The following is a 23,704-nucleotide window of genomic DNA, read 5'->3' on the forward strand; positions in this document are numbered from 1 at the left end:
CTCCCGGTAAAGGGCTCTGACCGCTGTCCATGGCAACACCTGCCGCAGACGGCTCATCCCCATAAAGGACCAGGATGATGGTCCATTGCGAACGGGGCGGGCCCGAAGGATCTCAAGGCCAGCCACCCCGTTCGTAAACCGGTGACGACCCGGACGGGCGTCACCCAACGACTCCATTGAACACACAGTCGGTTCGCGCACCGGCTGTCAGGTTGCGCCAGCATGCACGATCAGATTTTTGCCGCCCCCATCGCCCAATTGGGGGATTTTTGCTTTGACGAACAGGTCGTCGATGTCTTCCCCGACATGATCCAGCGCTCTGTGCCGGGTTACAGCAACATCATCTCCGCCATCGGCATGATGGCCGCCCGCTACGCCCAGCCCCAGAGCCGCCTGTACGATCTCGGCTGCTCCCTTGGCGCGGCGACCCAGGCGATGCGCCGCCATGTCAACCAGCCCGGCTGCCAGATCACTGCGGTGGATCTCTCCCACCCCATGATAGAGCGCGCCCGCGCCCACCTGTCGGGCTTCAAGTCCGAGGTGCCGGTGGAGCTGGTGGAGGCGGACATCTGCGACATCGCCATCGAGAACGCCTCGGTGGTGGTGCTCAACTTCACCCTGCAGTTCGTCGCCCCCGAGAAGCGGGCCGCCCTCATCGCGCGCATCCACGACGGCCTGCGCCCCGGTGGCATCCTGATCCTGAGCGAGAAGTTCCGCTTCGAGGATGCCCAGGTCAACGAACTGCTCATCGACTTGCATCTGGACTTCAAGCGGGCCAACGGCTACAGCGAGCTGGAGATAAGCCAGAAGCGCACGGCGCTGGAGAACGTGATGCGCACCGACAGCCTGGAGACCCACCGCGCCCGCCTGCGAGACGCCGGTTTCACCCATCAGGATCTCTGGTTCCAGTGCTTCAACTTCGGCTCCATGATTGCCATCAAATCAAGCGACGCCCAGCCATGATCGATTTCGCCAACTTTTATCAACTGATCGCCAAGAACCGGCTGAGCCACTGGCTGCACACCCTGCCTGCCCAGCTGCACGCCTGGCAGCACGACAACCTGCACGGGGATCTGCCGCGCTGGAACCGGGCCCTCAACAAGCTGCCGCAGGTGTCCCCCGGCGAGATCGAGCTGAAAAGCCGGGTCGAGATCGGCAGCCTTGAGAGCATGAACGAGGGGGAGCGCAAGAAGACCGAGAGCCTGCTGCGCCACTTCATGCCCTGGCGCAAGGGGCCTTTTACCGTACACGGCATCCACATCGACACCGAGTGGCGCTCCGACTGGAAGTGGGATCGGGTGCTGCCCCACATCAGCCCCCTCGAAGGTCGTTACGTGCTGGATGTGGGCTGCGGCAGCGGCTACCACCTCTGGCGCATGGTGGGGGAAGGGGCCAGGCTCGCGGTCGGCATAGACCCGAGCCCCCTGTTCCTCTGCCAGTTCGAGGCCATTCGCCACTTCGCCGGCAACGATCAACGGGCGCACTTGTTGCCGCTCGGCATCCAGGAGCTGCCGGAGCTGCGTGCCTTTGACACCGTCTTCTCCATGGGGGTGCTCTATCATCGCAAGTCCCCCATCGAACACATCGAACAGCTGCGCAATCAGCTCAAAGACGATGGGGAGCTGGTGCTGGAGACCCTGGTGATTGATGGCGACGAGCGGGAAGTGCTGGTGCCCACCGATCGCTACGGCAAGATGCGCAACGTCTGGTTCATCCCCTCGAGCGCGGCCCTCAAACTCTGGGTCGAGCGCTGCGGCTTCAGCGACGTGCGGATAGTGGACGAGAATATGACCAGCACCGACGAACAGCGTCGTACCGACTGGATGATTAACGAGTCCCTGAGTGACTATCTGGATCCCGATGATCCCGCACTCACGGTCGAAGGATACCCGGCACCCAAGCGTGCCGTACTGATCGCCAGAAAGGCCAAAGACTAGCCGATGGCGGCTGTGGAAGTTACACTGACCCAATTCCAGGAAGCACAGTTAAATGAATGACATGAAAAGCAAATTAAAAGGAATGACCCTGCTCTCCCTGCTCAGTCTCGGCGGGTGTGTCAGTATGGAAAAAGCGCCCCCTGTCCCGACCCTGACGCTGGCGGAGCTTCGCAACGAGATAAGCTTGAGCGAGCAACGCCTGCAAACATCCATGGAACAGCAACAGAAGCAGTATGTGCAGCAACAGCACCTGCTGGTTCAGCTCAACACCGATGTCACCAACATGAAAGAGTCCGTGAAGAAAGTCGACAGCAAGCTGGCTACCCTGCCACCCGAGCCCCCCAAACCCATGGCCATCCCGACCGAGAAGTGCCCGGCCCCGAGCCAGGGCCACACGGTCGACGGCAAGCTGCTGGTGGGTGAAGCCGAGTGGATCTGGGTCGATGCCGCCAACGATGCCTTCCAGGCACGGGTCGATACCGGCGCCACCACCTCCTCCATCAGCGCCCAGGAGATCACCATCTTCGAGCGCAACGGCAAGAACTGGGTGCGCTTCTTCCTGAGCCACCAGGAGATGGACGACAAGATCCAGATCGAGGCACCCCTGGTGCGTCACGTGCGGGTGCGTCAGGCCTCTGCCGACGACCTCGACCGTCGTCCCGTGGTGCGTCTCACAGTGCGCATCGGCGACATGACCGAGAAGGCCGAGTTTACCCTCAAAGATCGCAGCGACATGACCTTCCCCGTGCTGCTGGGCCGTGAATTCTTGAAAGACATCGCCGTGGTCGACGTGGCCCGCGAGTATATCCAACCAAAACCCAAGCTCAAGGATGTAAAATAATCCATGGTTTCCCGTAAGCCGTTCTATCTGCTGGTCGCCCTGCTGTTCATTGTCGGCCTGGGAATGACGTTTTATCACCATGTCGCCCTGGATGTGCCCCTCACGCCGGGTGAAAAACGTCAGATCTGGTCTATCGAAGCCAAGCTCGAGTTCGAGGCGACCGGCGAGCCGGTGATCGCCTCCCTGGCCATTCCGGGCACCCAGCCCGGCTTCACCCTGATGAACGAGAATGCCGCCAGCCCGGGCTACGGCCTGTCGTTCGTGGAAAAAGACGGGGATGCCCGCGCCGAGTGGTCCATTCGCAGCGCCTCCGGCCGCCAGGAGCTCTACTACCGGGTCGACATGATGGCGGATGCCCATGCCAAGCCCGCCGCCAACCCCCTGCCGCCCGCCATCGAGAAGCAGATCGAGAGTGAGCCTTACGCCACCGCGATGAAGCAGATCCTCGAGCGCGCCCAGGAGCGTTCCGCCGACGGCTACACCCTGACCCGCGAGATCATCAAGGAGATCGAGAAGCAGGAACAGAACGCCGAGCTGCTCAAGTCTCACAAGAGCCGCGCCAGCCTGATCGCCGAGCTGCTCAACAACGCCGAGGTGCCGGCGCGCGTGGTACACGCCCTGAGCCTGGAAGACGGTCGCCGTCGTCAAGAACTGGTGGACTACCTGCAGGTGTTCAACAGCCCGACCGACTACAAGCTGTTCAACCCGCAAACCGGCGAACAGGGGCAACCGGGCAACCTGCTGCTGTGGGAATACAACTCAGGTGCCCTGCTGGACGTCACCGGCGGTCACAACTCCCGCGTCACCTTCTCGATGATCGAGCAGGAGCAACCGGTCAACGTGGCCCTGGCGCAGAAGTTCGAGAAGTCCGAGATGATGAACTTCTCCATCCACAGCCTGCCGCTGGAAGAGCAGGCCCTGTTCAAGGGTCTGCTGTTGATCCCCATCGGCGTGCTGATGGTGGTGTTCCTGCGGGTTCTGGTGGGGATCAAGACCTCGGGCACCTTCATGCCGGTGCTGATCGCGGTCGCCTTCATCCAGACTTCCCTGGTCACCGGTCTCATCGGCTTCCTGCTGATCGTCGGCACCGGCCTGGTGATCCGCTCCTACCTCTCAAGGCTCAACCTGCTGCTGGTGGCCCGAATATCGGCGATCATCATCATGGTGATCTCGATGATCGGCATCTTCTCGGCCTTTGCCTTCAAGCTGGGGCTGACCGACGGCATGAAGATCACCTTCTTCCCGATGATCATCCTCTCCTGGACCATTGAGCGGATGTCCATCCTGTGGGAAGAAGAGGGCCCGAAAGAGGTGTTCCGTCAGGGTGGCGGCTCCCTGCTGGTGGCGGTCATCGCCTACCTGGCCATGGACAACGAGCTCATTCGTCACCTCACCTTCAACTTCCTCGGCCTGCAACTGGTGCTGATGGCCACCGTGCTGGTGATGGGTAACTACACCGGCTACAAGCTGAGCGAGCTCAAGCGCTTCAAGCCGCTGGTGGATGAGATGAAGTCCGGTGCCACCCCGGGTAAGGACAAGTAACAGATGTGGTTCTGGCAGAAATACACCAGTCCGTGGAGCCTGTCCCAAGCAGGCATCCTCGGCATGAACAAACGCAACCACTCCTACATCAGCCGCTACAACCCGCGTCGTCTCTACCCGCTGGTGGATGACAAGCTCAAGACCAAGCGCATAGCGCTGGATGCGGGGGTGACTGTGCCTGAACTCATCGGCACCATACGCGAGCAGCACGACGTGACCCGCATCACCGAGCTGGTCAAGGATTGGCCGGGCTTCTGCATCAAGCCGGCCCGCGGCTCGGGGGGCAAGGGGATACTGGTGATCCTGCGCCAGCAAGAAGGCAGCTTCTACAAGCCCAACGGCAGCGCCTCCACCGGTCAGGATCTGGAGCGCCATGTCTCCAACATACTGGCGGGCCTCTATTCCCTGGGCGGCAAGCCCGACGTGGCGCTGGTGGAAGGCCTCATCAACTTCGATGACGTGTTCGACGGCTACTCCTTCGAAGGGGTCCCCGATGCCCGGGTGATCATCTTCAAGGGCTTCCCGGTGATGGCCATGATGCGCCTCTCCACCGCCGCCTCCGACGGCAAGGCGAACCTGCACCAGGGCGCCGTGGGGGTGGGTCTGTGCCTGCGTACCGGTCGCGCCCTGCGGGCGGTGCAGTTTGGCAACCCGCTGCGCCACCACCCGGACACCGGTCTGGATCTCTACGATCTCAAGGTGCCCCACTGGGATACCCTGCTGACCCTGGCCGCCTCCTGCTACGAGATGTCGGGTCTGGGCTACATCGGCACCGACATGGTGCTCGACAAGTTCCGCGGCCCCATGCTGCTGGAGCTCAACGCCCGTCCCGGTCTCGCCATCCAGATAGCCAACGGTCGCGGCCTGGTGCCCAATCTCAAGACCATAGAGAAGCTGGGTCAGGTCAAGATGAACGTGGAGCAGCGGGTCAACTTCGCCAAGGATCACTTCGGTATCTTCGACGAATAGCCTGCCCTCACTCCTGCAAAAACGCGCCAACAGGCGCGTTTTTTTATGGCCAGCCATGGGCGGCCCCGCAAGACGCCAGGGAAGGCCGACCCCCGTCACATCCCATGGCAACCCCCCTTCAACGGGCTGGCACAAGGGGATAAGCTCCCATGGCAGTTGTTGTAGCGACGGGCAGGTGGATGGCGGGCTTATCCCCATCCGCTTGCCCCGCAATGCACAGACCCTGCCAGGAGGGCGCCTAATCTCGGCGACAAAGCAGTCTCTCGATGGTAGATTAATCAAATCAAATAGATAGCATCGATCGGGTTTCCCCTATGCAACGTTGGCCCAGCCTGAAACAGCTGCAGTATCTGGTCGCTCTGGACGAGCACAAGAATTTCAATCGCGCCGCCAAGGCCTGTCATGTCAGCCAGTCCACCCTGAGTACCGGGATCCAGACCCTGGAGGACATGATGAACCTGCAACTGGTGGAGCGTGACCACAAGAGCTTCATCATGACGCCGGTCGGCATGGAGATAGTGGCGCGGGCGCGCAACCTGCTCTCCGACGCCCGGGATCTGATGGAGCTCGGCCAGCAGCAGGGGGGCGTCATGCACGGCACCGTCCGCCTGGGTTGCATCCCCACCATAGCCCCCTTCCTGCTCAGCAAGCTGCTGCAGGTGTGCGGCAAGGCCTATCCGGAGCTGGAGCTGCTGCTGCGGGAAGACACCACCACCAATCTGCTCAAGCAGCTGGAGCAGGGGCAGCTCGACTTGCTGATCCTGGCGCTGCCGGTGGAGATAGGCGGCTTTCACAGCAAGACGGTGGGGCTGGATCCCTTCCACATGGTGATGCCCTCCCACATGGCGGCGGGCCTGCACATGCCGTTCGACTACAAGGAGCTGCCCAATCAGAGCATCTTCCTGCTGGAGCGGGAGCACTGCCTGACCGAGCACGCGGTGAGTGCCTGCCGGCTGCGGGACAAGAGCAAGATCAACCCCTTCGCCGCCACCAGTCTGCACACCCTGGTGCAGATGGTGGGCGCCGGCCTTGGCACCACCTTCCTGCCCCAGATGGCCATAGATGCGGGCATTCTCGACAACTCGGATCTGGTGGCCATCCCCCTGCCCGGGGAGAAGCCCTATCGCGAGATTGGCCTGGTATGGCGCCCCAGCACCACCCGGGTGCAGACCTTCTACAAGATTGCCGAACTGCTCACGCCGCTGATAAGTCCCAAGGCGGCGGACTGACGCCTGGCTTGCCGGGGGCCCTTTCTCTGCCCTCGGCAAGTTTTTATGCTATCGCTGTTCAGGTTCCAGGCAGGAACATCGTCTATGATGAATCCCGTGCCCTATCAAGGAGTTGAGATGTTTCGCACCTTGCTTCCGCCCCTGCTGGCCCTGCTTGTCGTCGCCTGCTCCAGTACCCCGGAGCCGCCCCCTCCTGCCCGCCAGGCCAGTGCCTTCGACGGCTTCTATCAGCAGTGGCGCGGCGTCCCCTATCGCATGGGCGGCACCAATCGCGCCGGCCTCGACTGCTCCGCCTTCACCCAGCTTGCCTACCAGCAGGTGCTGGGCTTCACCCTGCCCAGAACCACTGAATCCCAGGCCAATCTCGGCAGGCCGGTGGACAGATACCGTCTGCAGCACGGGGATCTGGTGTTCTTCAAGACCGGCTGGCAGCAGTACCACGTCGGCGTCTATACAGGTGCAGGGGAGTTCATTCACGCCTCCACCAGCAAGGGGGTGATCCGCTCTCGCCTCGACAACGTCTACTGGAACAGCCGCTACTGGCAAGCCCGCCGCCTGACCCAGTAGCCGCCACCAACGAACACCAAAAAGGCCCCGAGGGGCCTTCTTCTTTATGTGCCGCGCAGAGGCTCAGTGCTTGCGGTGCCAGCGGGGCGAGGTGGCTCGCTCCCCCCAGGGGGTCACGCAGGGCAGCAGGGCCCCTTCGATCAGCCGCTCGCTTGCTGCCAGCGCCTCGGCAATCTTCTCGTGGAGCAGCCGCAGCAGGTTTTTGTCCTGCTCCGCCAGGGAGTGACCCGCGGCGAAATACTCGCGCTGATGTTGCAGCGCCAGCTTCTGGGCAAATTCATAGGTGTTGAAACTGTCCGGCATGCGCTCGATCACATCGTCCAGCCGGGCCAGCAGGCTGTGCAATTCCCTGGTCATGTGCTGCTCTCCATTTGAGTTGATGATTGAAAACTACCTCTTATTGGATAATTCACCAATCGGGATACCCCCAAACTGTGTGGCCGAGCACAGTTCCATCAGAGAACCCACTCATCCGCCCTTGCTCTGGTACGCCCATGTTTACAAGCTGGCAACAAGCCGGTAGGCTTAGACCGACTAATCAGTCGGTCAGTTTTTGTGCGGAGCATGCCATGGAAGCCATACGAACAGAGTCCCCAGACAAGTTCTCCCTGCCCGAGCAGGTGAACCGCCTCAAACAGGCCTGTCAGGCCCATCCCATGCCGAGCCTGGAGCAACGCCGCAACCGGCTGAGCGCACTCAAGGGCGCCCTGCTCGCCCACAAGCAACCCCTGTGCGACGCCCTGGCCCTGGACTATGGCCAGCGCAGCGACTACGACAGCCTGGTCGCCGACATACTGCCCTGCGTCATGCAGATCAACTACAGCCTGAAACGGCTCAAGGGCTGGATGAAACCAGCGCGGCGCCACCCCGGCCTGCTGCTGGCCCCCGCCAGGGTCGAGGTGCACTATCAGCCGCTGGGCGTCATCGGCATCATGGTGCCCTGGAACTTCCCTGTGATGCTGAGCCTGGGGCCCCTCATCGGCGCCATCGCCGCCGGCAACAGAGCCATGATCAAGCTCTCCGAGTTCACCCCCCATACCAATGCCGTGTTGCGCACCCTGCTGGCCCAGGTGTTTGGGGATGACGAGGTGGTGGTCATCGAGGGAGACGCGGGACTCGCGGCCGCCTTCAGCACCCTCCCCTTCGATCATCTTCTGTTCACCGGCTCCACTGCGGTGGGCAGGCTGGTGATGGCCGCCGCCGCCCCCCAGCTCACCCCCCTCACCCTGGAGCTCGGTGGCAAGAGCCCCTGCCTCATCGCCCCCGACATGCCGCTGGCCCTGGCGGTGGAGCGGATGATCTTCGGCAAGAGCCTGAACGCCGGCCAGATCTGCGTGGCCCCGGACTATGTGCTGCTGCCACGGGGGCAGGAGCAGTCCTTTATCGCCGCCTATCGCCGCCACTTCAGCAAGCTCTACCCGCAGGGGCTGGATAGCCCGGACTACGGCGCCATCATCAATGACCGCCAGTATCAGCGCCTCGTCAGCCTGGCTGGATGAAGCCGAAGCAGGCGGGAGCCCAGCTCCACCCTGTGGCAGCCCGGCCCGGAATGACCAGCGCCGCCGCCTGGTGCCCCACCTGCTGACCGGGGTGCCCGGTCAGTGTCAGGTGATGCAGCAGGAGATCTTCGGCCCGCTGCTGCCCCTCATGCCCTATGACACCCTGGAGGAGGCCCTCGCCTATGTAGCGAGCGGCCCGCGCCCGCTGGCCCTGCTATCTGATGAGCTTCGATCCCGCGTTGCAGGCGCGAGTCACCCGGGAGACCCACTCCGGCGGCATGGCGATCAACGAGAGCCTGTTTCAGGTGGCGGCCGACGATGTGCCGTTTGGCGGCATCGGCGCCTCCGGCATGGGCCACTACCACGGCCACGAAGGGTTTCTTACCTTCTCCAAGGCGAAAACCGTGCTGACCCGCGGCAAGTTCACCACCGGCTCCCTGATCCATCCGCCCTACCACAGCTGGATCCAGCTGATGATGGCCTTCTTCCTGCGCTGATGGAGATGACCATGCACCAGGCTATCCCGTAGCCACAAACCATGACCGACAAGCGCCGCCAGATCCTGGATGCCGCCCTCGCCCTCTGCGCCGAAGATGGCCTGCAGGGGGCTGCCACCGCCCGTATCGCCAAGGCGGCCGGGGTGGCCAACGGTACTCTGTTCCACCACTTTCCGAGCAAGGAGGCGCTGATCCTCGCCCTCTATCAGGATGTGAAAACCCGGTAATGGGGAGCGCCATCCATGAAGCAGATCCACCCTGCCGCTGTACGACCAGACCCGCCACTACTGGCAGCTGGCGATGAGATGGATGCTGGCGCATCCCAATGAGCTCAAATTCGTGCTCGGCTTCTTTCACTCCCCGCTGCTGGCCAGACTGGCCCCAGCCAGATCCTGAACGATGCCCTGCGCTTTCTGCTGGCCCTGTGGCAAAGGGGCAGGCCAGCGGCGAGCTGATGCAGGCTCCCGCGCCACTGTTGCTGGAGGTGTGTCAGGGCCAGTTCCTCGCCTGCGCATCACTGTTTGTCGATCAACCGGAGCTGGGACAGGACGACTACTGGCAAGCCAGTGCGTTCGCCCTCTTCTGGTCAGCCATCTCAGGAGGCCCTCATGACGCTGTTCCCCTGCGGCAGCCCTTGGCAGGCGCCTCTGGATCACCAGCCTGCTCTGGGTCATCGGCCGCACCCTGTGCCGCGCCGCCCGCACCGACGAGGCGGTGCGCCGGGAACTGGCCCCGTTGCCGGAGGGGCTCTGCTATTCGGCTGGAGGTTCACGGCATCGCCTACGCAATGACCCTGCACAAGCAGGGCCGGGCGCTGGCGGTGCGCCTGTCGCCCCCCATGCCACCATCCATCCGCTGCGCGTCTGCTTCAAGCACCCCGCCATCGCCTTTCGCGCCCTCAGCTTTCGCCTCGGCATCAATCAGGCCTTCTGCGAGAACCGACTGCTGGTGGAGGGGGATCTCAGTGCGGCCATGCACCTGGTGCGGGCGCTGGAGCAGCTGCAAGCCCTGATCCTGCCCGCCTTTATCGCGCGGCCCCTGCTGCGCCACTACCCTAGCCCGCGCCACAAGCTGACGCGAGCCTGCCACATCTACCTGGGTCTGCTGACCGGTTGAAGAGAAGGATGAACACCATGAGCCGTTATTACGATTTCTTCTGCCCGGTCAGGTTGATGGCGGGGGAGCAGGCACTGGAGCAACTTCCGGACGAGCTGATGGCACTGGGGGCACGCCGTCCGCTGCTGCTCACCGACAAGGGGGTCGGCGGCAGCGGGCTCGCCACCCTGCTGGCCAATGTGCTGGCGGAGGGGGGCCTGCCGGTGGCCGCCATCTGGGACCAGATCCCCGCCGACTCCTCCACCGCAGTGGTGGAGCGCATCGCCGCCCGCTGGCGGGAGCTGGGCTGTGACAGCCTGGTGGCCCTGGGGGGTGGCTCCGTCATCGATACCGCCAAGGCGGTCAACATCCTGGTCACCCTGGGCGGGGAGCGGCTGCTGGATCACGCGGGGGCAGGTTGCCTGACCCGGCCCCTCAAGCCGCTGGCGGTGGTGCCGACCACCGCGGGCACCGGCTCCGAGGTGACACTGGTGGCGGTGATCCGGGACGAGGGGAGCGGACGCAAGGTGCCCTTCACCTCCCCCTTCCTGCTGCCCCAGCTGGCGGTGCTGGACCCGCGCCTCACCCAGGGGCTGCCGCTGCCCATCACCGCCGCCACCGCCATGGACGCCATGACCCACGCCATCGAGGCCTTCATCGGCAACGGCAAGAACCCGGTCAGCGATGCCCTGGCCCTGATGGCGGTGGAGAAGATAGCCGATGCCCTGCCCAAGGTGCTGCTGGCCCCAGAAGACAAGGCCCTGCGGCTGCAACTGGCGGAGGGCTCCACCCTGGCGGGCATGGCCTTTTCCAACTCCATGGTGGGGCTGGTGCACGCCCTCGGCCACAGCCTGGGGGCCCGCTGCCACCTGCCCCACGGCCTGTGCATGAACCTCTTCCTGCCCACGGTGCTCGACTACAACAGGCCGCAGATAGACACCGAGCTGGCCCGCCTGCTGCTGCCGCTGGCGGGGCCGGAGCGCTTCGCGGCCACCCCACAGGCCCTGCGCCCCCAGGCGGCCCTGGATGCACTCTGCGCCCTGAGGGACAGTCTCTGGCAGTCGGTGGGGCTGCCGCGCACCCTGGCGGAGGCCGGGGTGACGGACAGAGCCGTGCTCAAGGATATCCGGGATCTCGCCATCAACGACGGTGCCCTGCTCTACAACCGCAAGGATGCGGACAGGGAACAGCTACTGGCACTGCTGGAGCAGGTATGGGAATGACCCCGGGGCGCAGTATCAGAAGGGCGGAGTGAAGACCCCGGTGGAGAGATAGCGATCCCCCCGATCGCAGATGATGGCCACCACCACCCCTTGGCTCAGCTCGGCCGCCACCCGCAGGGCACCGGCCACGGCGCCCCCCGAGAGCTGACCCCGCAGCAGATCCCCTCTTCCCGCGCCAGCTGGCGCATGGTGGCGAGCGCCTCCTCCTGGGTCTGGGTCACATCCAGCACCCGATCGACCCTTTGTGGCTCGAAGATGGCGGGCATATAGGCGGCGGGCCAGCGGCGAATGCCCGGGATCTGGCTCCCCTCTGCCGGTTGCAGGCCAATCACCTGCACCGCCGGGTTCTGCTCCTTGAGGTAGCGGGAGACCCCCATTATGGTGCCCGTGGTGCCCATGGCCGAGACGAAGTGAGTGATTGCCCCCTCGCTCTGGCGCCAGATCTCGGGACCGGTGGAGAGGTAGTGGGCATCCGGGTTGGCCGGGTTGTTGAACTGATCGAGCACCAGCCCCTCGCCGCGCGCCTGCATGGCGAGGGCGAGGTCTCGCGCCCCCTCCATGCCGTTTTCCACCTGCACCAGCTCGGCGCCATAGGCCTGCATGGCATCGCGCCGCTCCTGGCTCATGTTGCTCGGCATGATGAGGCGCATCCTGTACCCCCGGGCCGCCGCCACCATGGCCAGCGCTATGCCGGTATTGCCCGAGGTGGCCTCGATAAGCCGCGCGCCTGGCCCTAAGTGACCACTCGCCTCCGCCGCCCGGATGAGGTTCAGGGCCGGCCTGTCCTTGACCGAGCCGGCGGGGTTGTTGCCCTCCAGCTTCACCAGCAGGGTCACGTCGGGATAGGGGTTGATGCGGCGCAGGCGCAGCAACGGGGTATTGCCAATCAGATCTTCCAGGGTGGCGAAGGCCATAACGGGATCCATCCTCTGCTAACTGTTCTATACCTTGCCTGACGAGCCGCTCGCAGGCCGGTCAGTGTAAGCGAGCCTCCTCGGCCCGCAAAGAGCACTGTTGGCAAAGTCCGGCCAGCATGCTCTGATACCCCTTCCCCCCCTTTGAGGAGCCTCCATGAGCGACATTCTTCATCAGGCCGACCAGCAGCAGTTCATCTGCGTGGTGGACGGCAAGACCTCTCGCCTCAGCTACCGCTGGCTGGATGCGGGCACTGTCGATGCCTGCAGCACCCAGGTGCCGTCCGAGCTGAGGGGACAGGGCATTGCCGACAAACTGGCGCGCAGCTTCTACGACTGGGCCCGAGCAGAGGGGCTCACCATAGTGCCGAGCTGCAGCTACATAGACGTCTGGCTGCGCCGCCATGGGGGTTGAGGCACACGCGGCCCGGGAGGCACTGCTGCAAGCCCACACCGAGGCCCTGCTGCGAGCCGATCCCCTGCGAATGGCCTGCCTCTGGGCAGCGCGGGAGCTGGCCCTGCCGGACTGGGCGCTGGGGGCGGGCTTTGTGCGCAACCTCATCTGGGATCACCTGCACCAGAAAGCCGAGCCCACTCCCCTCAACGACATAGATCTCATCTATCTGGATCCAGGCGACCCGGAAGGTGCGGACGAACGGGAGTACGAAGCCTGGCTCGCTGTCAGGGTGCCGGGCCTGCATTGGGAGGTGCGCAATCAGGCGCGCATGCATGTGCACCAGCAGGTCCCCCCCTTCGCCAGCTCGCTGGAAGCGCTCAGTCACTGGGTGGAGGTCCCCACCTGCATCGGGGTCAGGCTGCTGGCCAACGATGAGTTCGAGTGGCTGGCGCCCCATGGCTTTGGCCACAACTGGTCGCTGCAGGTGAGTGCCAATCCGCGCTGCCGACAGGAGAGCCGGATCTTCATCGACAGGATCAGGGACAAACAGTGGCAGCGCATCTGGCCTGATCTGGTGGTGAACTGGCCATAACCGGATTGCAATGTTTCGGCAACCTTGGGCACACTAAGGAAAAGCTGTTTATAACTCAATGGGTTAAATAATGCGCGACTTCTTCTCTCTCGAACGCTGGCTGCCGGGCCTCGCCGCCCTGCTGCAATATCAGCGGGCCTGGCTGATGCCGGATCTTCGCGCTGGCCTCTCGGTGGCGGCCGTGGCCTTGCCCGTGGCCATCGCCTATGCGGAGCTCGCCGGGGTGGGCGCCATCGTCGGCCTCTACTCCTGCATACTGCCCATGGTGGTCTATGCCCTCTTTGGCACCTCCCGCCAGCTCATCGTCGGCCCGGATGCCGCCACCTGCGCCGTCATTGCCGCCGTGGTGACACCGCTCGCCGCCGGGGACCCCACCCGCCAGTGGCAACTGGTGATGACCATGACCGCCATGACCGGCTTCTGGTGCCTGATCGCCAGCCGCTTCAAGCTGGGGGTGCTGGCGGACTTTCTCTCCCGCCCCATACTGATGGGCCTGCTCAATGGTGTGGCCATCACCATAATGGTGAGCCAGCTCTCCAAGATCTTCGGCTTCACCTTCAGCGAGCGCTATCTCATCGAGCGGATCTTGAATGGCACCGACTACCTTACCCAGACCCATCTGCCGACCCTGGTCATGAGCCTGACCGCCCTGCTCACCCTGCTGCTGGCCAAACGCTACAGGCCATCCTGGCCCTCCTCCATGGTGGCCATGGTGGTGACGGCGGCCCTGGTGTGGGCCCTCAATCTCGGCCAGTTCGATATCGCCACCCTGGGTGCCGTGGGCTCGGGCCTGCCCGCCTTCCAGATGCCGGAGTTCCCCCCCGGCCTGATGCGCGAGCTGGTGCTGCCGGCGCTCAACCTCGCCATGGTGAGCTTCGTCTCCATGATGCTCACCGCCCGCAGCTTCGCCGCCAAGAACGGCTACGAAATCGATGCGGACAAGGAGTTCAGGGCCCTTGGCATGGCAAACCTCGCCTCGGCTGTCTCCCAGGGCTTTGCCATCAGCGGCGCGGATTCACGCACCGCGGTCAACGACGCCAACGGCGGCAAGAGCCAGCTGGTCTCCATCATAGCCGCGGCTGTGATCGCCCTCATCACCTTCTACCTGACGGCGCCGCTGCAATTCATTCCCACCGCCGCCCTAGGAGTAGTGCTGGTGATGGCCTCCCTGTCGCTCACCGATTTTCGCGGTCTCTGGGCCCTGCGCGACTCGGACCGCGCCGCCTTCTGGCTGGCCCTCATCACCTTTATCAGCGTGCTCACCATGGGGGTGATCCCGGGGATCACCCTCGCCGTCTTGCTGGGGCTGTTCCAGTTCCTGCGCAACGTGATGCGCCCCACCGATCAGCTGCTCGGCATGGACGATGAAGGGGTGGTGCGCACCCTGGGGGACAACGAGCAGGCCAAGGCCATCCCCGGCATCCTGGTCTATCGCTTCAACTCGCCGCTGACCTACTTCAACGCCCCCTACTTCAAGCGGCGGGTGCTGGCGCTGCTGGTGCAGGATCCCCACAATCCCAAGTGCCTCATCGTGGACGCTGTGGCCTGCTTCACCCACCAGGACATCAGCGTGATGAGCATGGTGGGAGAGCTGCACAAGGAGCTCAGGCGCCGTGGCATCCACATGGTGATGGCGGGTCGTCACGGCCAGATGACCCAGTGGCTCAAGCAGGCGGGGATCAGGATCGGGGACGAGGGGGTCATCCTCAGTCCCGACATGTATCAGGCCCTGCGCCTGACCCGCTGCTACCGGGAGCCTGTGTTCAAGGATGACGAGGTAGTGGAGAGCACCACTGATACCCTGCTCTCCCGCTGGCCTCAGGATGAGACGCTGCCGGACTCGGCGCGCCTCACCCGGCCCTGCGAGCAGGAAGCGGGCGCCACCCCGGTCTGACGGCGGCGCGCCACCAGACTGGAGAGGGTGCCGGGCCAGCACCCTCTTTGCTCAGGGCAGGATTGCACCCCGCACCCGCTTGGTGTTAAATGCCCGTCCAGATGGCGCTGACGAGGGCCATCCCCAGTATTTGGACATCCCATGCAGACTCAATCCCACGCGGGCCCGGGCACCCTGTTCGCCCTGACCTGGCCACTGTTCATCGATCTCGCCCTGCACTTCCTGACCGGGGCCCTCAACACCTTCATGGTGGGCCACGTCTCCTATCAGGGGGTGGCGGCACTGGCGGTCGGCAACCAGGTGTTCGATCTCGCCATCACCTTGTTCAGCTTCGTCAGCATAGGCACCAGCGTGGTGATCACCCAGTATCTGGGGGCAGGGGATAGGGAGAAGGCGCGCGTGGTCATCCACACCGCCATCGGCTTCAACCTGCTGGTGGGGCTGGTGGCCGCGGTTGGGGTCATGGCCGGTGCCAGCACCATGCTGGCGCTGATGAACCTGCCCGCCCACCTGATGGGGGATGCCACCCTTTATCTGCAGATCATCGGCCTCTGCCTGCTGCCGGAGGCGGCGGCGCTCTGCCTGGCCGCCACCCTGCGCGCCCACGGCCACACCCGTCAGGCCATGTACGTGACCCTGATCGTCAACCTCATCACCTTCGTCGGCAACCTGCTGCTGCTCTATGGCTGGTTCGGCCTGCCCCAGCTCGGGGTCGCCGGGGTCGCCATCAGCACAGTAGTGGGGCGCATCGTCGGCGTGGTGCTGCTGGTGTGGCTGGTGGCGCGCAAGACCGGCATACGGCTGCGGCTGCCGGAGATCCTTCGGCCAAGCAAGGTCATGCTGGACAAGGTGCTGCACATAGGCCTGCCGGCGGCGGGGGAAAACCTCTCCTGGATGCTGCAGTTCATGGTGGTGACCGCCTTCGTCGGCCTGCTCGGCGACAAGGCGCTGGCGACCCAGTCCTACTTCTTCCAGATCTGCCTGTTCATCCTGCTGTTCGGCCTCTCCATCGGCCTTGGCAACGAGATCATCATCGGCCACCTGGCGGGGGCCCGTCGCTTCGAGCAGGCCTATCGCCAGCTCATCAAGAGCCTCAAGCTCGGCCTCATCGTCACCAGCCTGATTGCCATAGCCGCGGCCCTGAACGGACGCGCCATCATCAGCCTGTTCACCGACGACCCCGACATCATCACCCAGGTGGCGCAGCTCTTCCTCATCAGCCTCATCCTCGAACCCGGCCGCACCTTCAACCTGGTGGTGATCAACGCCCTGCGTGCCACCGGGGATGCCCGTTTCCCGCTCTACATGGCGCTCGTCTCCATGTGGGGCATTGCCGTTCCCCTGGCCTATTTCCTTGGTATCATGCAGGGCTATGGCCTGGTAGGCATCTGGTTGGCGCTGGCCTGCGACGAGTGGGTACGCGGTCTGGCCATGTTCTGGCGCTGGCGCAGTCGTCGCTGGCAAAACAAAATTCTTGTCGAAACATAAGCGGAATCACAATGAAGAAAATCGGACTCTTGTTGGCGGCCATCCTGCTCAGCCCGCTCGCCATGGCACAAACCGCCCCGGCGGCCCCCAAGGCGCAAGCCCCCCAGACCTGGTACGTGGCCCCCATCGTCATCGACCAGACCAGCGAGGCGCAGAAGGCCCTGACCAAGGACTTCATGGCCCAGATGATCAAGACCATCAAGATCAACGAGTACCAGACCGGCAAGGCGGTGGGCAAGCACAAGGATCCCAAGTGGCTGATCCGCACCAAGCTGGTGCCCGCAAGCACCGAACCCCTGGTGGGCAAGAAACACCCCCAGGGCCTGACCTACGGCAAGGGCATCCCCACCCAGGAGATAGTCGGCGAGCTCATCATGAACGGCACCCTGGTGGCCCATGTGGGCCAGGGCTGGCGTGAGCCCATAGTGCCGGGCACCCCGGTGGCCGAGAAGATCACCATAGCCAACTACCAGTACGCCATCGGCAACGAGGCCAAGTCCCCGGATCTGGAAGAACTGGCGGCCCAGATAGGCTTCGAGGTAGGCAAGGTGATTGCCCGAAGCGGTCAGCCCCTGCCCGAGAAGAAAAAGAAAAAAGAGTAAAGACGGCACTGCTTTTGAAGAAGGGGCCTTGCGCCCCTTCTTGCTGCCCGCCTGGCGCACGCCTGCCGTCATCAAAGGGCCACAACTGTGAACAAGCTCCCAGTTCCCTCCTCTCTGCCCGCCTCATAAATCACTTATCTGCTTGTGATTCAATCAGTTAAAAATCATCCGCCAGATGCAGCAAATCCGTTGCCCCAAATTGGATCGGGATCACATTTATCTCCCGGGGGAAGGGGTAGTTTGAAGGTCAAGGCACAATCAAACGACACCAAGGAGGCTTCATTACATGTTCCCTGAGTACAGAGATCTCATCTCGAAACTGAAGAGCAGTGATGTCCATTTCCAAAAGAAGTTTGACTTGCACAACGACCTGGATGCGGAGATCAGGAAGCTGGAAAAACATCACGCCAGCGATTACAGCTCCGAGGTGAAGGATCTGAAAAAACAGAAACTTAAACTGAAAGAGGAGATATACGACATCCTCAAACAACATCCACACTAGACGCCTCGACGAATACCCGGATAAGCAACTTATCCCCCAGCCCGGCTTAAAGCCGGGCTTTTTATTGGTCGCTCATGGCGGCGCGGAGCCACTCCCCTTTGACATCGGAAGCAAAGAAGCGGGCCGCTGGCCCGCTTCGTTATACCGATTTAGTCCCCTCTCACACCGGCGGATGGAACTGGCTGGCCTCGCGGGTGGCCATCTCCTCGTAGGTGGCCCACCTCTGCCAGACCACCTGCTGCGCCACCTGCATCAGCCGCTCGGCTTCTTCAGGATGACTCTGGGCCAGCACCCGGTAGCGGGTCTCCTCCGCCCTGTACTCGGCGAGGGGAATGGAGGGGCGCAGGCTGTCGAGGCTGAAGGGGTTCTGCCCCGCGCTGCGCAATACAGGGTTGTAGCGCAGCAGTGGCCAATGGCCCGAATCCACCGCCCGCTTCTGTTGGGCCAACCCCAACTCCATGTCGATGCCGTGGGCGATGCAGTGGCTGTAGGCGATGATAAGCGACGGGCCCGGATAGGCCTCCGCCTCGCGCAAGGCCTGCAGCGTCTGCTGCGGGTTGGCACCAAAGGCGATGCGGGCCACATAGACGTTGCCGTAGGAGATGGCCTGCAACGCCACATCCTTCTTGGCCAGCGTCTTGCCCCCCGCCGCGAACTTGGCGACGGCACCGAGCGGGGTCGATTTCGACATCTGGCCGCCGGTGTTGGAGTAGACCTCGGTATCCATCACCAGCACGTTCACATCGCGCCCGGAGGCGAGCACATGATCGAGCCCCGCCGAGCCGATGTCATAGGCCCAGCCGTCGCCGCCGACGATCCAGACCGAGCGGCGCACCAGCTGATCGATGAGTGACAACAGCTCGCGAGCCTTGCCGGATTTCACCTCTTCCAGCCGCTCCCGCATCTGCGCGACCCGATTGCGTTGCGCTCGGATCTCCGACTCCAGCCGCTGCGGGGCCTTGATAAGCGACTCGACCAGCGCCTCCCCCAGCTCCCCCTTCATCGCCTTGAGGGCGGCCACCGCCTGACCATGATGCTGATCGGCGGTGAGACGAAAACCAAAGCCGAACTCGGCGTTGTCCTCAAACAGGGAGTTGGACCAGGCGGGCCCCTTCCCTTCCGCGTTCTTGGCCCACGGCGTGGTCGGCAGGTTGCCGCCATAGATGGAGGAGCAACCGGTGGCATTGGCCACCAGCATGCGATCGCCAAACAGCTGGGTCAGCAGCTTGAGATAAGGGGTCTCGCCACAACCGGCGCAAGCACCGGAGAACTCGAACAGCGGTTCGAGGAACTGGGCACCGCGCACGGTGGAGAAGTCCACCCGCTCGCGGGCAGGCCAGGGCAGGCTTTCGAACCAGCGCAGCGCCTGTTTCTGGCCAGTCAGATGCGGCGTCTTGTCCAGCATGGTGATGGCACGCGTGCCTTCATGTTCCTCATCAGCCTCGACCCGCACCGGACAGGCCTGCACGCACTGGCCGCAGCCGGTGCAATCCTCCGGATAGAGCTGCAATGTGTAGCGGCTGTCGGGGAAGCCCCTGGCGGTGACGGGCACCGACTGCGCCGCCTCGGGGGCGGTCGCCAGCCAGTCCTGATGGTAGAACTTGGCTCGCAGCGCCGCGTGGGGGCAGACAAAGACGCAGTTGCCGCACTGGATGCAGATATCGGAGTGCCAGATAGGGATCTCGCGGGCGATATCCCGCTTCTCGAAGCGGCTGGTGGCTGTGGGGTAAGTGCCGTCCACCGGCAACATGGAGACGGGAATGAGATCGCCGCGCCCTGCCAGCATCTCGCCTGTGACCCGCTGGACGAACTCGCTGCCACCCGGTGCCAGTGGCAGCGGATAGTCGCTGATCTGCTCATCACCGGCCGGGATCGCCACCTTGCAGAGGTGAGCCAGGGTATCGTCCACCGCCGCGAAGTTGCGCTCGACCACTTCGGGCCCCTTGCGGGCATAGCTCTTCTCTATGCTCTCCTTGATCAGCGCAATCGCCTCGTCCCGCGGCAAGACCCCGGCCAGGGCGAAGAAGCAGGTCTGCATTATGGTGTTGATGCGATTACCCATGCCGTTCTGCTCGGCCACCCGATCCCCGTCGATGCAGTAGAGCTGGATATTGAGGGCGCGGATGCGGGCACGCAGCCGCTCGGGCAGCCGGCCCCACACCTTGTCAGCCTCATAGGGGGCATTGAGCAGCAGGGTCGCCCCTTCTGCAGCGTGCTCCAGCAGGTCCACTGATTCGACAAAGCCCCACTGGTGGCAGCCGATAAAGCTCGCCTGCTCGATAAGCCAGGGCGCGTCTATGGGCTCGGGGCCAAAACGCAGGTGGGAGACGGTGCGCGAGCCCGACTTCTTGGAGTCGTAGACGAAGTAGCCCTGGGCGTGGAAGCCCTCCAGCTCGCCGATGATCTTGATGCTGTTCTTGTTGGCGCCGACCGTACCATCGGCACCCAGGCCAAAGAAGAGTGCCCGCACCCGGCTAGGAGGCTCCAGATCGCCGATGGGGTGCCAGGCCAGACTGAGGCCCGAGACGTCATCGACAATCCCCACGGTAAAGCGCGGGCGCGGTGCATCGGATGCCAGCTCCTCAAACACGGCCGCGCACATGGCGGGGGTGAACTCCTTGGAAGAGAGGCCATAGCGACCGCCACTGAGCCAGGGCAGCCGCTTGAGAAGGCCACGCTGCAAGCCGTCAATCAGGGCGCTCTGTACATCCAGCAGCAGCGGCTCGCCGCCCGCGCCCGGCTCCTTGGTGCGATCCAGCACGGCGATGCGACGCACACTCCTGGGCAGGGCATCGAGCAGCGCCTGCACCGGGAAGGGACGATAGAGGCGAATGACCAGGACCCCGGTCTTGCGATCCTGCCGGTTGAGCCAATCCACGGTAGTGCGGGCGGTGGCCGCCCCCGATCCCATCAGCACTATGACGTCGGTGGCATCGGTTGCGCCGTGGTACTCCACCAGCCGGTAGTGGCGGCCGGTGAGGGATCCCAGCTTGTCCATGCACTGCTGCACCCGGGCCGGTACCGCCTCGTAGAAGGGGTTGACGCTCTCGCGGGACTGGAAATAGGTATCCGGGTTCTGGGCGGTGCCGCGCATCACAGGATGATCCGGGTTTAGGGCCCGGGCGCGGTGAGCGCGCACCCAGTCGTTGTCGATGAGGGCCCGGATCTCGTCCCTATGCAGGGCGGTGATCTTGTTCACCTCGTGGGAGGTGCGAAAACCGTCGAAGAAGTGGATAAAGGGCACCCGGCACTGCAAGGTGACGCTGTGGGCGACCAAGGCCAAGTCCTGCGCCTCCTGCACCGAGCCGGAGGCGAGCATGGCAAAGCCGGTGCTGCGCGCCGCCATCACATCCTGATGGTCGCCAAAAATCGAGAGCCCCTGCGCCGCCAGCGAACGGGCCGCCACATGGAACACGGCAGCGGTCAACTCCCCGGCGATCTTGTACATGTTGGGCAGCATCAACATCAGCCCCTGACTGGCGGTGAAGGTGGTGGCGAGCGCCCCCGCCTGCAGGGCGCCGTGTACAGTACCAGCCGCTCCCCCTTCGCTCTGCATCTCCACCACTGTGGGGATGTTGCCCCACAGGTTGGTCTGCCCCTCGTCCGCCCAGGCGTCGGCCAGCTCGGCCATGGTCGAGCTAGGGGTGATGGGATAGATGGCGCACACTTCACTCAGCTGGTACGCCACCCGGGCCGCGGCTTCGTTGCCATCGACCATGATCAGTTCATGTTTCATTGGGACTCCTCCGGTTGGCGCAGCTCGATGGCATGACAAGGGCACTGGTCGTGACAGGCACCGCAGCCGGTGCAGCGCGCCGCATCCACCTGATAGCCCTTGCCCGGCCCCAGCTTGGCGATGGCCTGCTCGGGGCAGCTGCCGTAGCAGCCGTCGCACTCGAAGCAGTTGCCGCAGGAGTAGCAGCGCGCCGCCTCGTAACGGGCGGCCACCTCATCCAGCCCGCCGATGATCTCGCCAAAATCGTCCCGCGCCCACGCCGGTTTGACCGGCTGACTGCTGGCAGGCGCGTGGGTCTGGAACCAGAGTTGCAGCTGCTCTGGCCCCACCAGCGGATAGGAGAGCGGTTTGTGGTAGTGGCGACCACGCAGCCAGGCATCCATATGGCGCGCCGCCTTCTTGCCGTGGCCGGTGGCTATGGTGACTGTGCGCTCCGAGGGCACCATGTCACCGCCGGCAAAGAGGCCCGGCACGTCCGTCATCAGGTTGCCCGCCACCTGCACCACCCCCTCCTTGTTGATCCGCACGCCGGGAATGCTCTCCAGCACCGAGAGATCCACCTCCTGACCGAGGGCCAGAATGAGAGAGTCAGCCTCCAGGGTTTCAAACTGGCCGGTGGGCACAGGCTTGCCCTCGGTATCCAGCGCCATCACCTCCACTTCGATGCTGGTGTTGTCGAGCTGGCGGATGCTGCGCAGCCAGTTGATCTTGATCCCCTCCTCCTCGGCCTCAAGGGCTTCGAAGGCGTGGGCGGGCATATGATCCCGGTCGCGGCGGTAGATGATCATCGCCTCTTCAACCCCGAGTCGGCGGGCGGTGCGGGCCGCGTCCATGGCGGTATTACCACCACCATAAATCGCCACCCGCCGCCCCAGTCTGGGGGGCGGCAGTCCCTGCTCTTCGGCAAGACTGGCCTGCTCGAGGAAACTCACGGCATCGAGGATCTTGCCCGCTTCCCGGGCCGGAATATCGACACGCTTGGCCAGATGGGCGCCTATGGCCATAAAGACGGCGTCAAAGCCCCCTTGATCGCGCTCCTTGAGCACGTCTTCCACCTTGTGGTTGAGGGTCAGCGTCACACCAGCGGCCAAGATGCGGGCCACTTCCCTGTCCAGCACATCGCGGGGCAAGCGGTAAGCGGGAATGCCAAAGCGCAGCATGCCGCCCGCCAGCGGCCCCGCCTCGCGGATCTCCACCCGATGGCCGAGCCGGTTGAGGTGCCAGGCGCAGGAGAGACCGGAGGGACCGGCGCCGACGATCAGCACCTTCTTGCCACTGGTGGGCGCTGGCGGCGCAGGCAGCCAGCCATGGATCAGCGCCTCGTCACCGAGGAAGCGTTCGATGGCGTGGATGGAGACGGCATCATCCACCTGGGCACGGTTGCAGGCGCTCTCGCAGGGGTGATAGCAGACCCGGCCATGGACGGCAGGCAAGGGATTCTCTTCGATGAGTCGCTGCCAGGCCGCCTCGAAGCGGCCCGCTTCGGCCAGGGCAAGCCAGGCCTGGATATTCTCACCGGCCGGACAGGCGTGATTGCAGGGTGGCAGGGCCGGTTGCCAGACGGGCAGCCGGGTGCGGACCGGGCCCGTTCCCGTTTTCTGGGAGAGATCCGGCTGTGGGGTCATATCCAGTTGTTTGCTCATACATTGCTTTCTTCTTTGTTGGGTAACAGGCCCGCTCCGAATGCACTTGATACCGTGTAGCCTGGGCAGACGGTGGCCGGAGAGGGAAGAAGCGAAAGCGTCAGAAACTGGAAGCTAAGTCGATAATGGCCGCTTTTTGTACTGATTAGCGAATACGGAAAATGTTGCACTTTATGGTTCATAGAGACCAGAACGGATCAAGTAAATGTTGCACTTTATCAGCTCGTCAGCGTTGGCACGCTTGCGGCTGATCAGCAGGTGACCTTCGACCTTCATCACGGGTTTTGAACATCTTGCTGGCCGTCTGACGCAGGGAGTAGTAGTCACCGTTCTCCAGCGTCAGGTCGGCGCGGCCGGAGAGCAGCAGATCAAAGCTCTGGCGCAGCCGGGTGAACGCAGCGGCACCTGCGCGATGGCTGCAAAAAAATCTGCATTGTAGGTATAGCCACTGACCGCAGCCACTTGCGATCCAGAGCATCCTGATAGCCGTGCCATTCCAGGATCCGGAACCAGACATAGGTTTCGCTCAGGATGGGA

Annotated in this window: 19 protein-coding genes and 3 pseudogenes; 17 read left to right on the plus strand and 5 right to left on the minus strand. The window is 63.7% G+C overall.

Annotated features, from left to right (window positions below; translation table 11 throughout):
- Nucleotides 1-222 precede the first annotated feature (222 nt).
- From cmoA to ACF2JD_RS02665, 7 genes are all read left to right on the plus strand, one after another.
- Entirely contained in the window at nt 223-963 is a 741-nt protein-coding gene (gene cmoA / locus ACF2JD_RS02635) for a carboxy-S-adenosyl-L-methionine synthase CmoA (protein ID WP_168235489.1), read from the plus strand.
- Complete coding sequence (cmoB, locus tag ACF2JD_RS02640; protein ID WP_162627272.1) at nt 960-1,937, plus strand: tRNA 5-methoxyuridine(34)/uridine 5-oxyacetic acid(34) synthase CmoB; 978 nt, start codon at nt 960-962, stop codon at nt 1,935-1,937. Before cmoA ends, cmoB begins: the two co-directional genes overlap by 4 nt.
- Nucleotides 1,938-1,989: 52 nt before the next feature.
- Complete coding sequence (locus tag ACF2JD_RS02645) at nt 1,990-2,778, plus strand: ATP-dependent zinc protease family protein (RefSeq protein ID WP_041204232.1); 789 nt, start codon at nt 1,990-1,992, stop codon at nt 2,776-2,778.
- Between the two features lie 3 nt (nt 2,779-2,781).
- The gene (locus ACF2JD_RS02650) at nt 2,782-4,320 is read left to right on the plus strand and encodes an inactive transglutaminase family protein (RefSeq protein WP_106887394.1); all 1,539 of its coding nucleotides are present in this window, start codon (nt 2,782-2,784) and stop codon (nt 4,318-4,320) included.
- Between the two features lie 3 nt (nt 4,321-4,323).
- On the plus strand, nt 4,324-5,289 hold the full coding sequence (locus ACF2JD_RS02655) for an alpha-L-glutamate ligase-like protein (protein ID WP_106887395.1): 966 nt from the start codon (nt 4,324-4,326) through the stop codon (nt 5,287-5,289).
- 314 nt (nt 5,290-5,603) lie between these two features.
- On the plus strand, nt 5,604-6,518 hold the full coding sequence (locus ACF2JD_RS02660; RefSeq protein WP_163148586.1) for a hydrogen peroxide-inducible genes activator: 915 nt from the start codon (nt 5,604-5,606) through the stop codon (nt 6,516-6,518).
- A gap of 117 nt (nt 6,519-6,635) precedes the next feature.
- Nucleotides 6,636-7,085, plus strand: coding sequence for a C40 family peptidase (locus tag ACF2JD_RS02665; protein WP_106887397.1), 450 nt, complete (start codon nt 6,636-6,638; stop codon nt 7,083-7,085).
- A 63-nt stretch (nt 7,086-7,148) separates the two neighbouring features.
- Here ACF2JD_RS02665 and ACF2JD_RS02670 read toward each other — a convergent pair whose 3' ends face one another.
- On the minus strand, nt 7,149-7,442 hold the full coding sequence (locus tag ACF2JD_RS02670) for a hypothetical protein (RefSeq protein ID WP_163148587.1): 294 nt from the start codon (nt 7,440-7,442) through the stop codon (nt 7,149-7,151).
- Between the two features lie 212 nt (nt 7,443-7,654).
- Here ACF2JD_RS02670 and ACF2JD_RS02675 point away from each other — a divergent pair.
- From ACF2JD_RS02675 to ACF2JD_RS02690, 4 genes and pseudogenes are all read left to right on the plus strand, one after another.
- Nucleotides 7,655-9,081, plus strand: a pseudogene (locus tag ACF2JD_RS02675) (coniferyl aldehyde dehydrogenase).
- A 41-nt stretch (nt 9,082-9,122) separates the two neighbouring features.
- Nucleotides 9,123-9,697: pseudogene (locus ACF2JD_RS02680) on the plus strand (TetR/AcrR family transcriptional regulator); the annotation flags it as partial.
- 98 nt (nt 9,698-9,795) lie between these two features.
- The gene (locus ACF2JD_RS02685) at nt 9,796-10,197 is read left to right on the plus strand and encodes a hypothetical protein (RefSeq protein WP_440986887.1); all 402 of its coding nucleotides are present in this window, start codon (nt 9,796-9,798) and stop codon (nt 10,195-10,197) included.
- Between the two features lie 17 nt (nt 10,198-10,214).
- On the plus strand, nt 10,215-11,399 hold the full coding sequence (locus ACF2JD_RS02690) for an iron-containing alcohol dehydrogenase (protein ID WP_440986695.1): 1,185 nt from the start codon (nt 10,215-10,217) through the stop codon (nt 11,397-11,399).
- A gap of 15 nt (nt 11,400-11,414) precedes the next feature.
- Here the strand turns inward: ACF2JD_RS02690 and cysM are convergent.
- Nucleotides 11,415-12,325, minus strand: a pseudogene (gene cysM, locus ACF2JD_RS02695) (cysteine synthase CysM).
- A 145-nt stretch (nt 12,326-12,470) separates the two neighbouring features.
- Between cysM and ACF2JD_RS02700 the strand changes: the two are divergent.
- The 6 genes from ACF2JD_RS02700 (at nt 12,471) to ACF2JD_RS02725 (ending at nt 17,788) form a co-directional block, all read left to right on the plus strand.
- On the plus strand, nt 12,471-12,728 hold the full coding sequence (locus ACF2JD_RS02700; RefSeq protein WP_042650210.1) for a GNAT family N-acetyltransferase: 258 nt from the start codon (nt 12,471-12,473) through the stop codon (nt 12,726-12,728).
- On the plus strand, nt 12,718-13,302 hold the full coding sequence (locus tag ACF2JD_RS02705; RefSeq protein WP_440986696.1) for a nucleotidyltransferase family protein: 585 nt from the start codon (nt 12,718-12,720) through the stop codon (nt 13,300-13,302). Before ACF2JD_RS02700 ends, ACF2JD_RS02705 begins: the two co-directional genes overlap by 11 nt.
- 70 nt (nt 13,303-13,372) lie before the next feature.
- Nucleotides 13,373-15,196 (plus strand): SulP family inorganic anion transporter, encoded by a 1,824-nt coding sequence (locus ACF2JD_RS02710; protein ID WP_408816793.1) that lies wholly within the window; start codon nt 13,373-13,375, stop codon nt 15,194-15,196.
- A gap of 141 nt (nt 15,197-15,337) precedes the next feature.
- A complete protein-coding gene (locus ACF2JD_RS02715) occupies nt 15,338-16,684 on the plus strand; it encodes an MATE family efflux transporter (RefSeq protein WP_111911229.1) in 1,347 nt (448 codons plus the stop codon).
- Between the two features lie 11 nt (nt 16,685-16,695).
- On the plus strand, nt 16,696-17,286 hold the full coding sequence (locus ACF2JD_RS02720; protein WP_440986697.1) for a hypothetical protein: 591 nt from the start codon (nt 16,696-16,698) through the stop codon (nt 17,284-17,286).
- A gap of 286 nt (nt 17,287-17,572) precedes the next feature.
- A complete protein-coding gene (locus ACF2JD_RS02725) occupies nt 17,573-17,788 on the plus strand; it encodes a YdcH family protein (protein WP_005313020.1) in 216 nt (71 codons plus the stop codon).
- A 160-nt stretch (nt 17,789-17,948) separates the two neighbouring features.
- Here ACF2JD_RS02725 and nifJ read toward each other — a convergent pair whose 3' ends face one another.
- The 3 genes from nifJ to ACF2JD_RS02740 form a co-directional block, all read right to left on the minus strand.
- On the minus strand, nt 17,949-21,524 hold the full coding sequence (gene nifJ / locus ACF2JD_RS02730) for a pyruvate:ferredoxin (flavodoxin) oxidoreductase (RefSeq protein WP_440986698.1): 3,576 nt from the start codon (nt 21,522-21,524) through the stop codon (nt 17,949-17,951).
- Nucleotides 21,521-23,167 carry an NAD(P)-binding protein gene (locus ACF2JD_RS02735; RefSeq protein WP_440986699.1) on the minus strand — a complete coding sequence of 549 codons (1,647 nt, stop codon included), beginning with the start codon at nt 23,165-23,167 and terminating at the stop codon, nt 21,521-21,523. The genes nifJ and ACF2JD_RS02735 overlap by 4 nt, the downstream gene beginning before the upstream one ends.
- 226 nt (nt 23,168-23,393) lie before the next feature.
- Complete coding sequence (locus ACF2JD_RS02740) at nt 23,394-23,645, minus strand: hypothetical protein (RefSeq protein ID WP_440986700.1); 252 nt, start codon at nt 23,643-23,645, stop codon at nt 23,394-23,396.
- Between the last annotated feature and the right edge of the window lie 59 nt (nt 23,646-23,704).

Origin of the sequence: Aeromonas ichthyocola, assembly GCF_046087985.1 — a bacterium.
GTDB lineage: Bacteria > Pseudomonadota > Gammaproteobacteria > Enterobacterales > Aeromonadaceae > Aeromonas > Aeromonas rivipollensis.

Excerpts from the sequence above, each read along its gene's own strand:
- cmoA (WP_168235489.1), top strand. The coding sequence starts at position 223 with ATGCACGATCAGATTTTTGCCGCCCCCATCGCCCAATTGGGGGATTTT.
- cmoB (WP_162627272.1), top strand. The coding sequence starts at position 960 with ATGATCGATTTCGCCAACTTTTATCAACTGATCGCCAAGAACCGGCTG.
- ACF2JD_RS02645 (WP_041204232.1), top strand. The coding sequence starts at position 1,990 with ATGAATGACATGAAAAGCAAATTAAAAGGAATGACCCTGCTCTCCCTG.
- ACF2JD_RS02650 (WP_106887394.1), top strand. The coding sequence starts at position 2,782 with ATGGTTTCCCGTAAGCCGTTCTATCTGCTGGTCGCCCTGCTGTTCATT.
- ACF2JD_RS02655 (WP_106887395.1), top strand. The coding sequence starts at position 4,324 with ATGTGGTTCTGGCAGAAATACACCAGTCCGTGGAGCCTGTCCCAAGCA.
- ACF2JD_RS02660 (WP_163148586.1), top strand. The coding sequence starts at position 5,604 with ATGCAACGTTGGCCCAGCCTGAAACAGCTGCAGTATCTGGTCGCTCTG.
- ACF2JD_RS02665 (WP_106887397.1), top strand. The coding sequence starts at position 6,636 with ATGTTTCGCACCTTGCTTCCGCCCCTGCTGGCCCTGCTTGTCGTCGCC.
- ACF2JD_RS02670 (WP_163148587.1), bottom strand. The coding sequence starts at position 7,442 with ATGACCAGGGAATTGCACAGCCTGCTGGCCCGGCTGGACGATGTGATC.
- ACF2JD_RS02690 (WP_440986695.1), top strand. The coding sequence starts at position 10,215 with ATGAGCCGTTATTACGATTTCTTCTGCCCGGTCAGGTTGATGGCGGGG.
- ACF2JD_RS02700 (WP_042650210.1), top strand. The coding sequence starts at position 12,471 with ATGAGCGACATTCTTCATCAGGCCGACCAGCAGCAGTTCATCTGCGTG.
- ACF2JD_RS02705 (WP_440986696.1), top strand. The coding sequence starts at position 12,718 with ATGGGGGTTGAGGCACACGCGGCCCGGGAGGCACTGCTGCAAGCCCAC.
- ACF2JD_RS02710 (WP_408816793.1), top strand. The coding sequence starts at position 13,373 with ATGCGCGACTTCTTCTCTCTCGAACGCTGGCTGCCGGGCCTCGCCGCC.
- ACF2JD_RS02715 (WP_111911229.1), top strand. The coding sequence starts at position 15,338 with ATGCAGACTCAATCCCACGCGGGCCCGGGCACCCTGTTCGCCCTGACC.
- ACF2JD_RS02720 (WP_440986697.1), top strand. The coding sequence starts at position 16,696 with ATGAAGAAAATCGGACTCTTGTTGGCGGCCATCCTGCTCAGCCCGCTC.
- ACF2JD_RS02725 (WP_005313020.1), top strand. The coding sequence starts at position 17,573 with ATGTTCCCTGAGTACAGAGATCTCATCTCGAAACTGAAGAGCAGTGAT.
- nifJ (WP_440986698.1), bottom strand. The coding sequence starts at position 21,524 with ATGAAACATGAACTGATCATGGTCGATGGCAACGAAGCCGCGGCCCGG.
- ACF2JD_RS02735 (WP_440986699.1), bottom strand. The coding sequence starts at position 23,167 with ATGAGCAAACAACTGGATATGACCCCACAGCCGGATCTCTCCCAGAAA.
- ACF2JD_RS02740 (WP_440986700.1), bottom strand. The coding sequence starts at position 23,645 with ATGCTCTGGATCGCAAGTGGCTGCGGTCAGTGGCTATACCTACAATGC.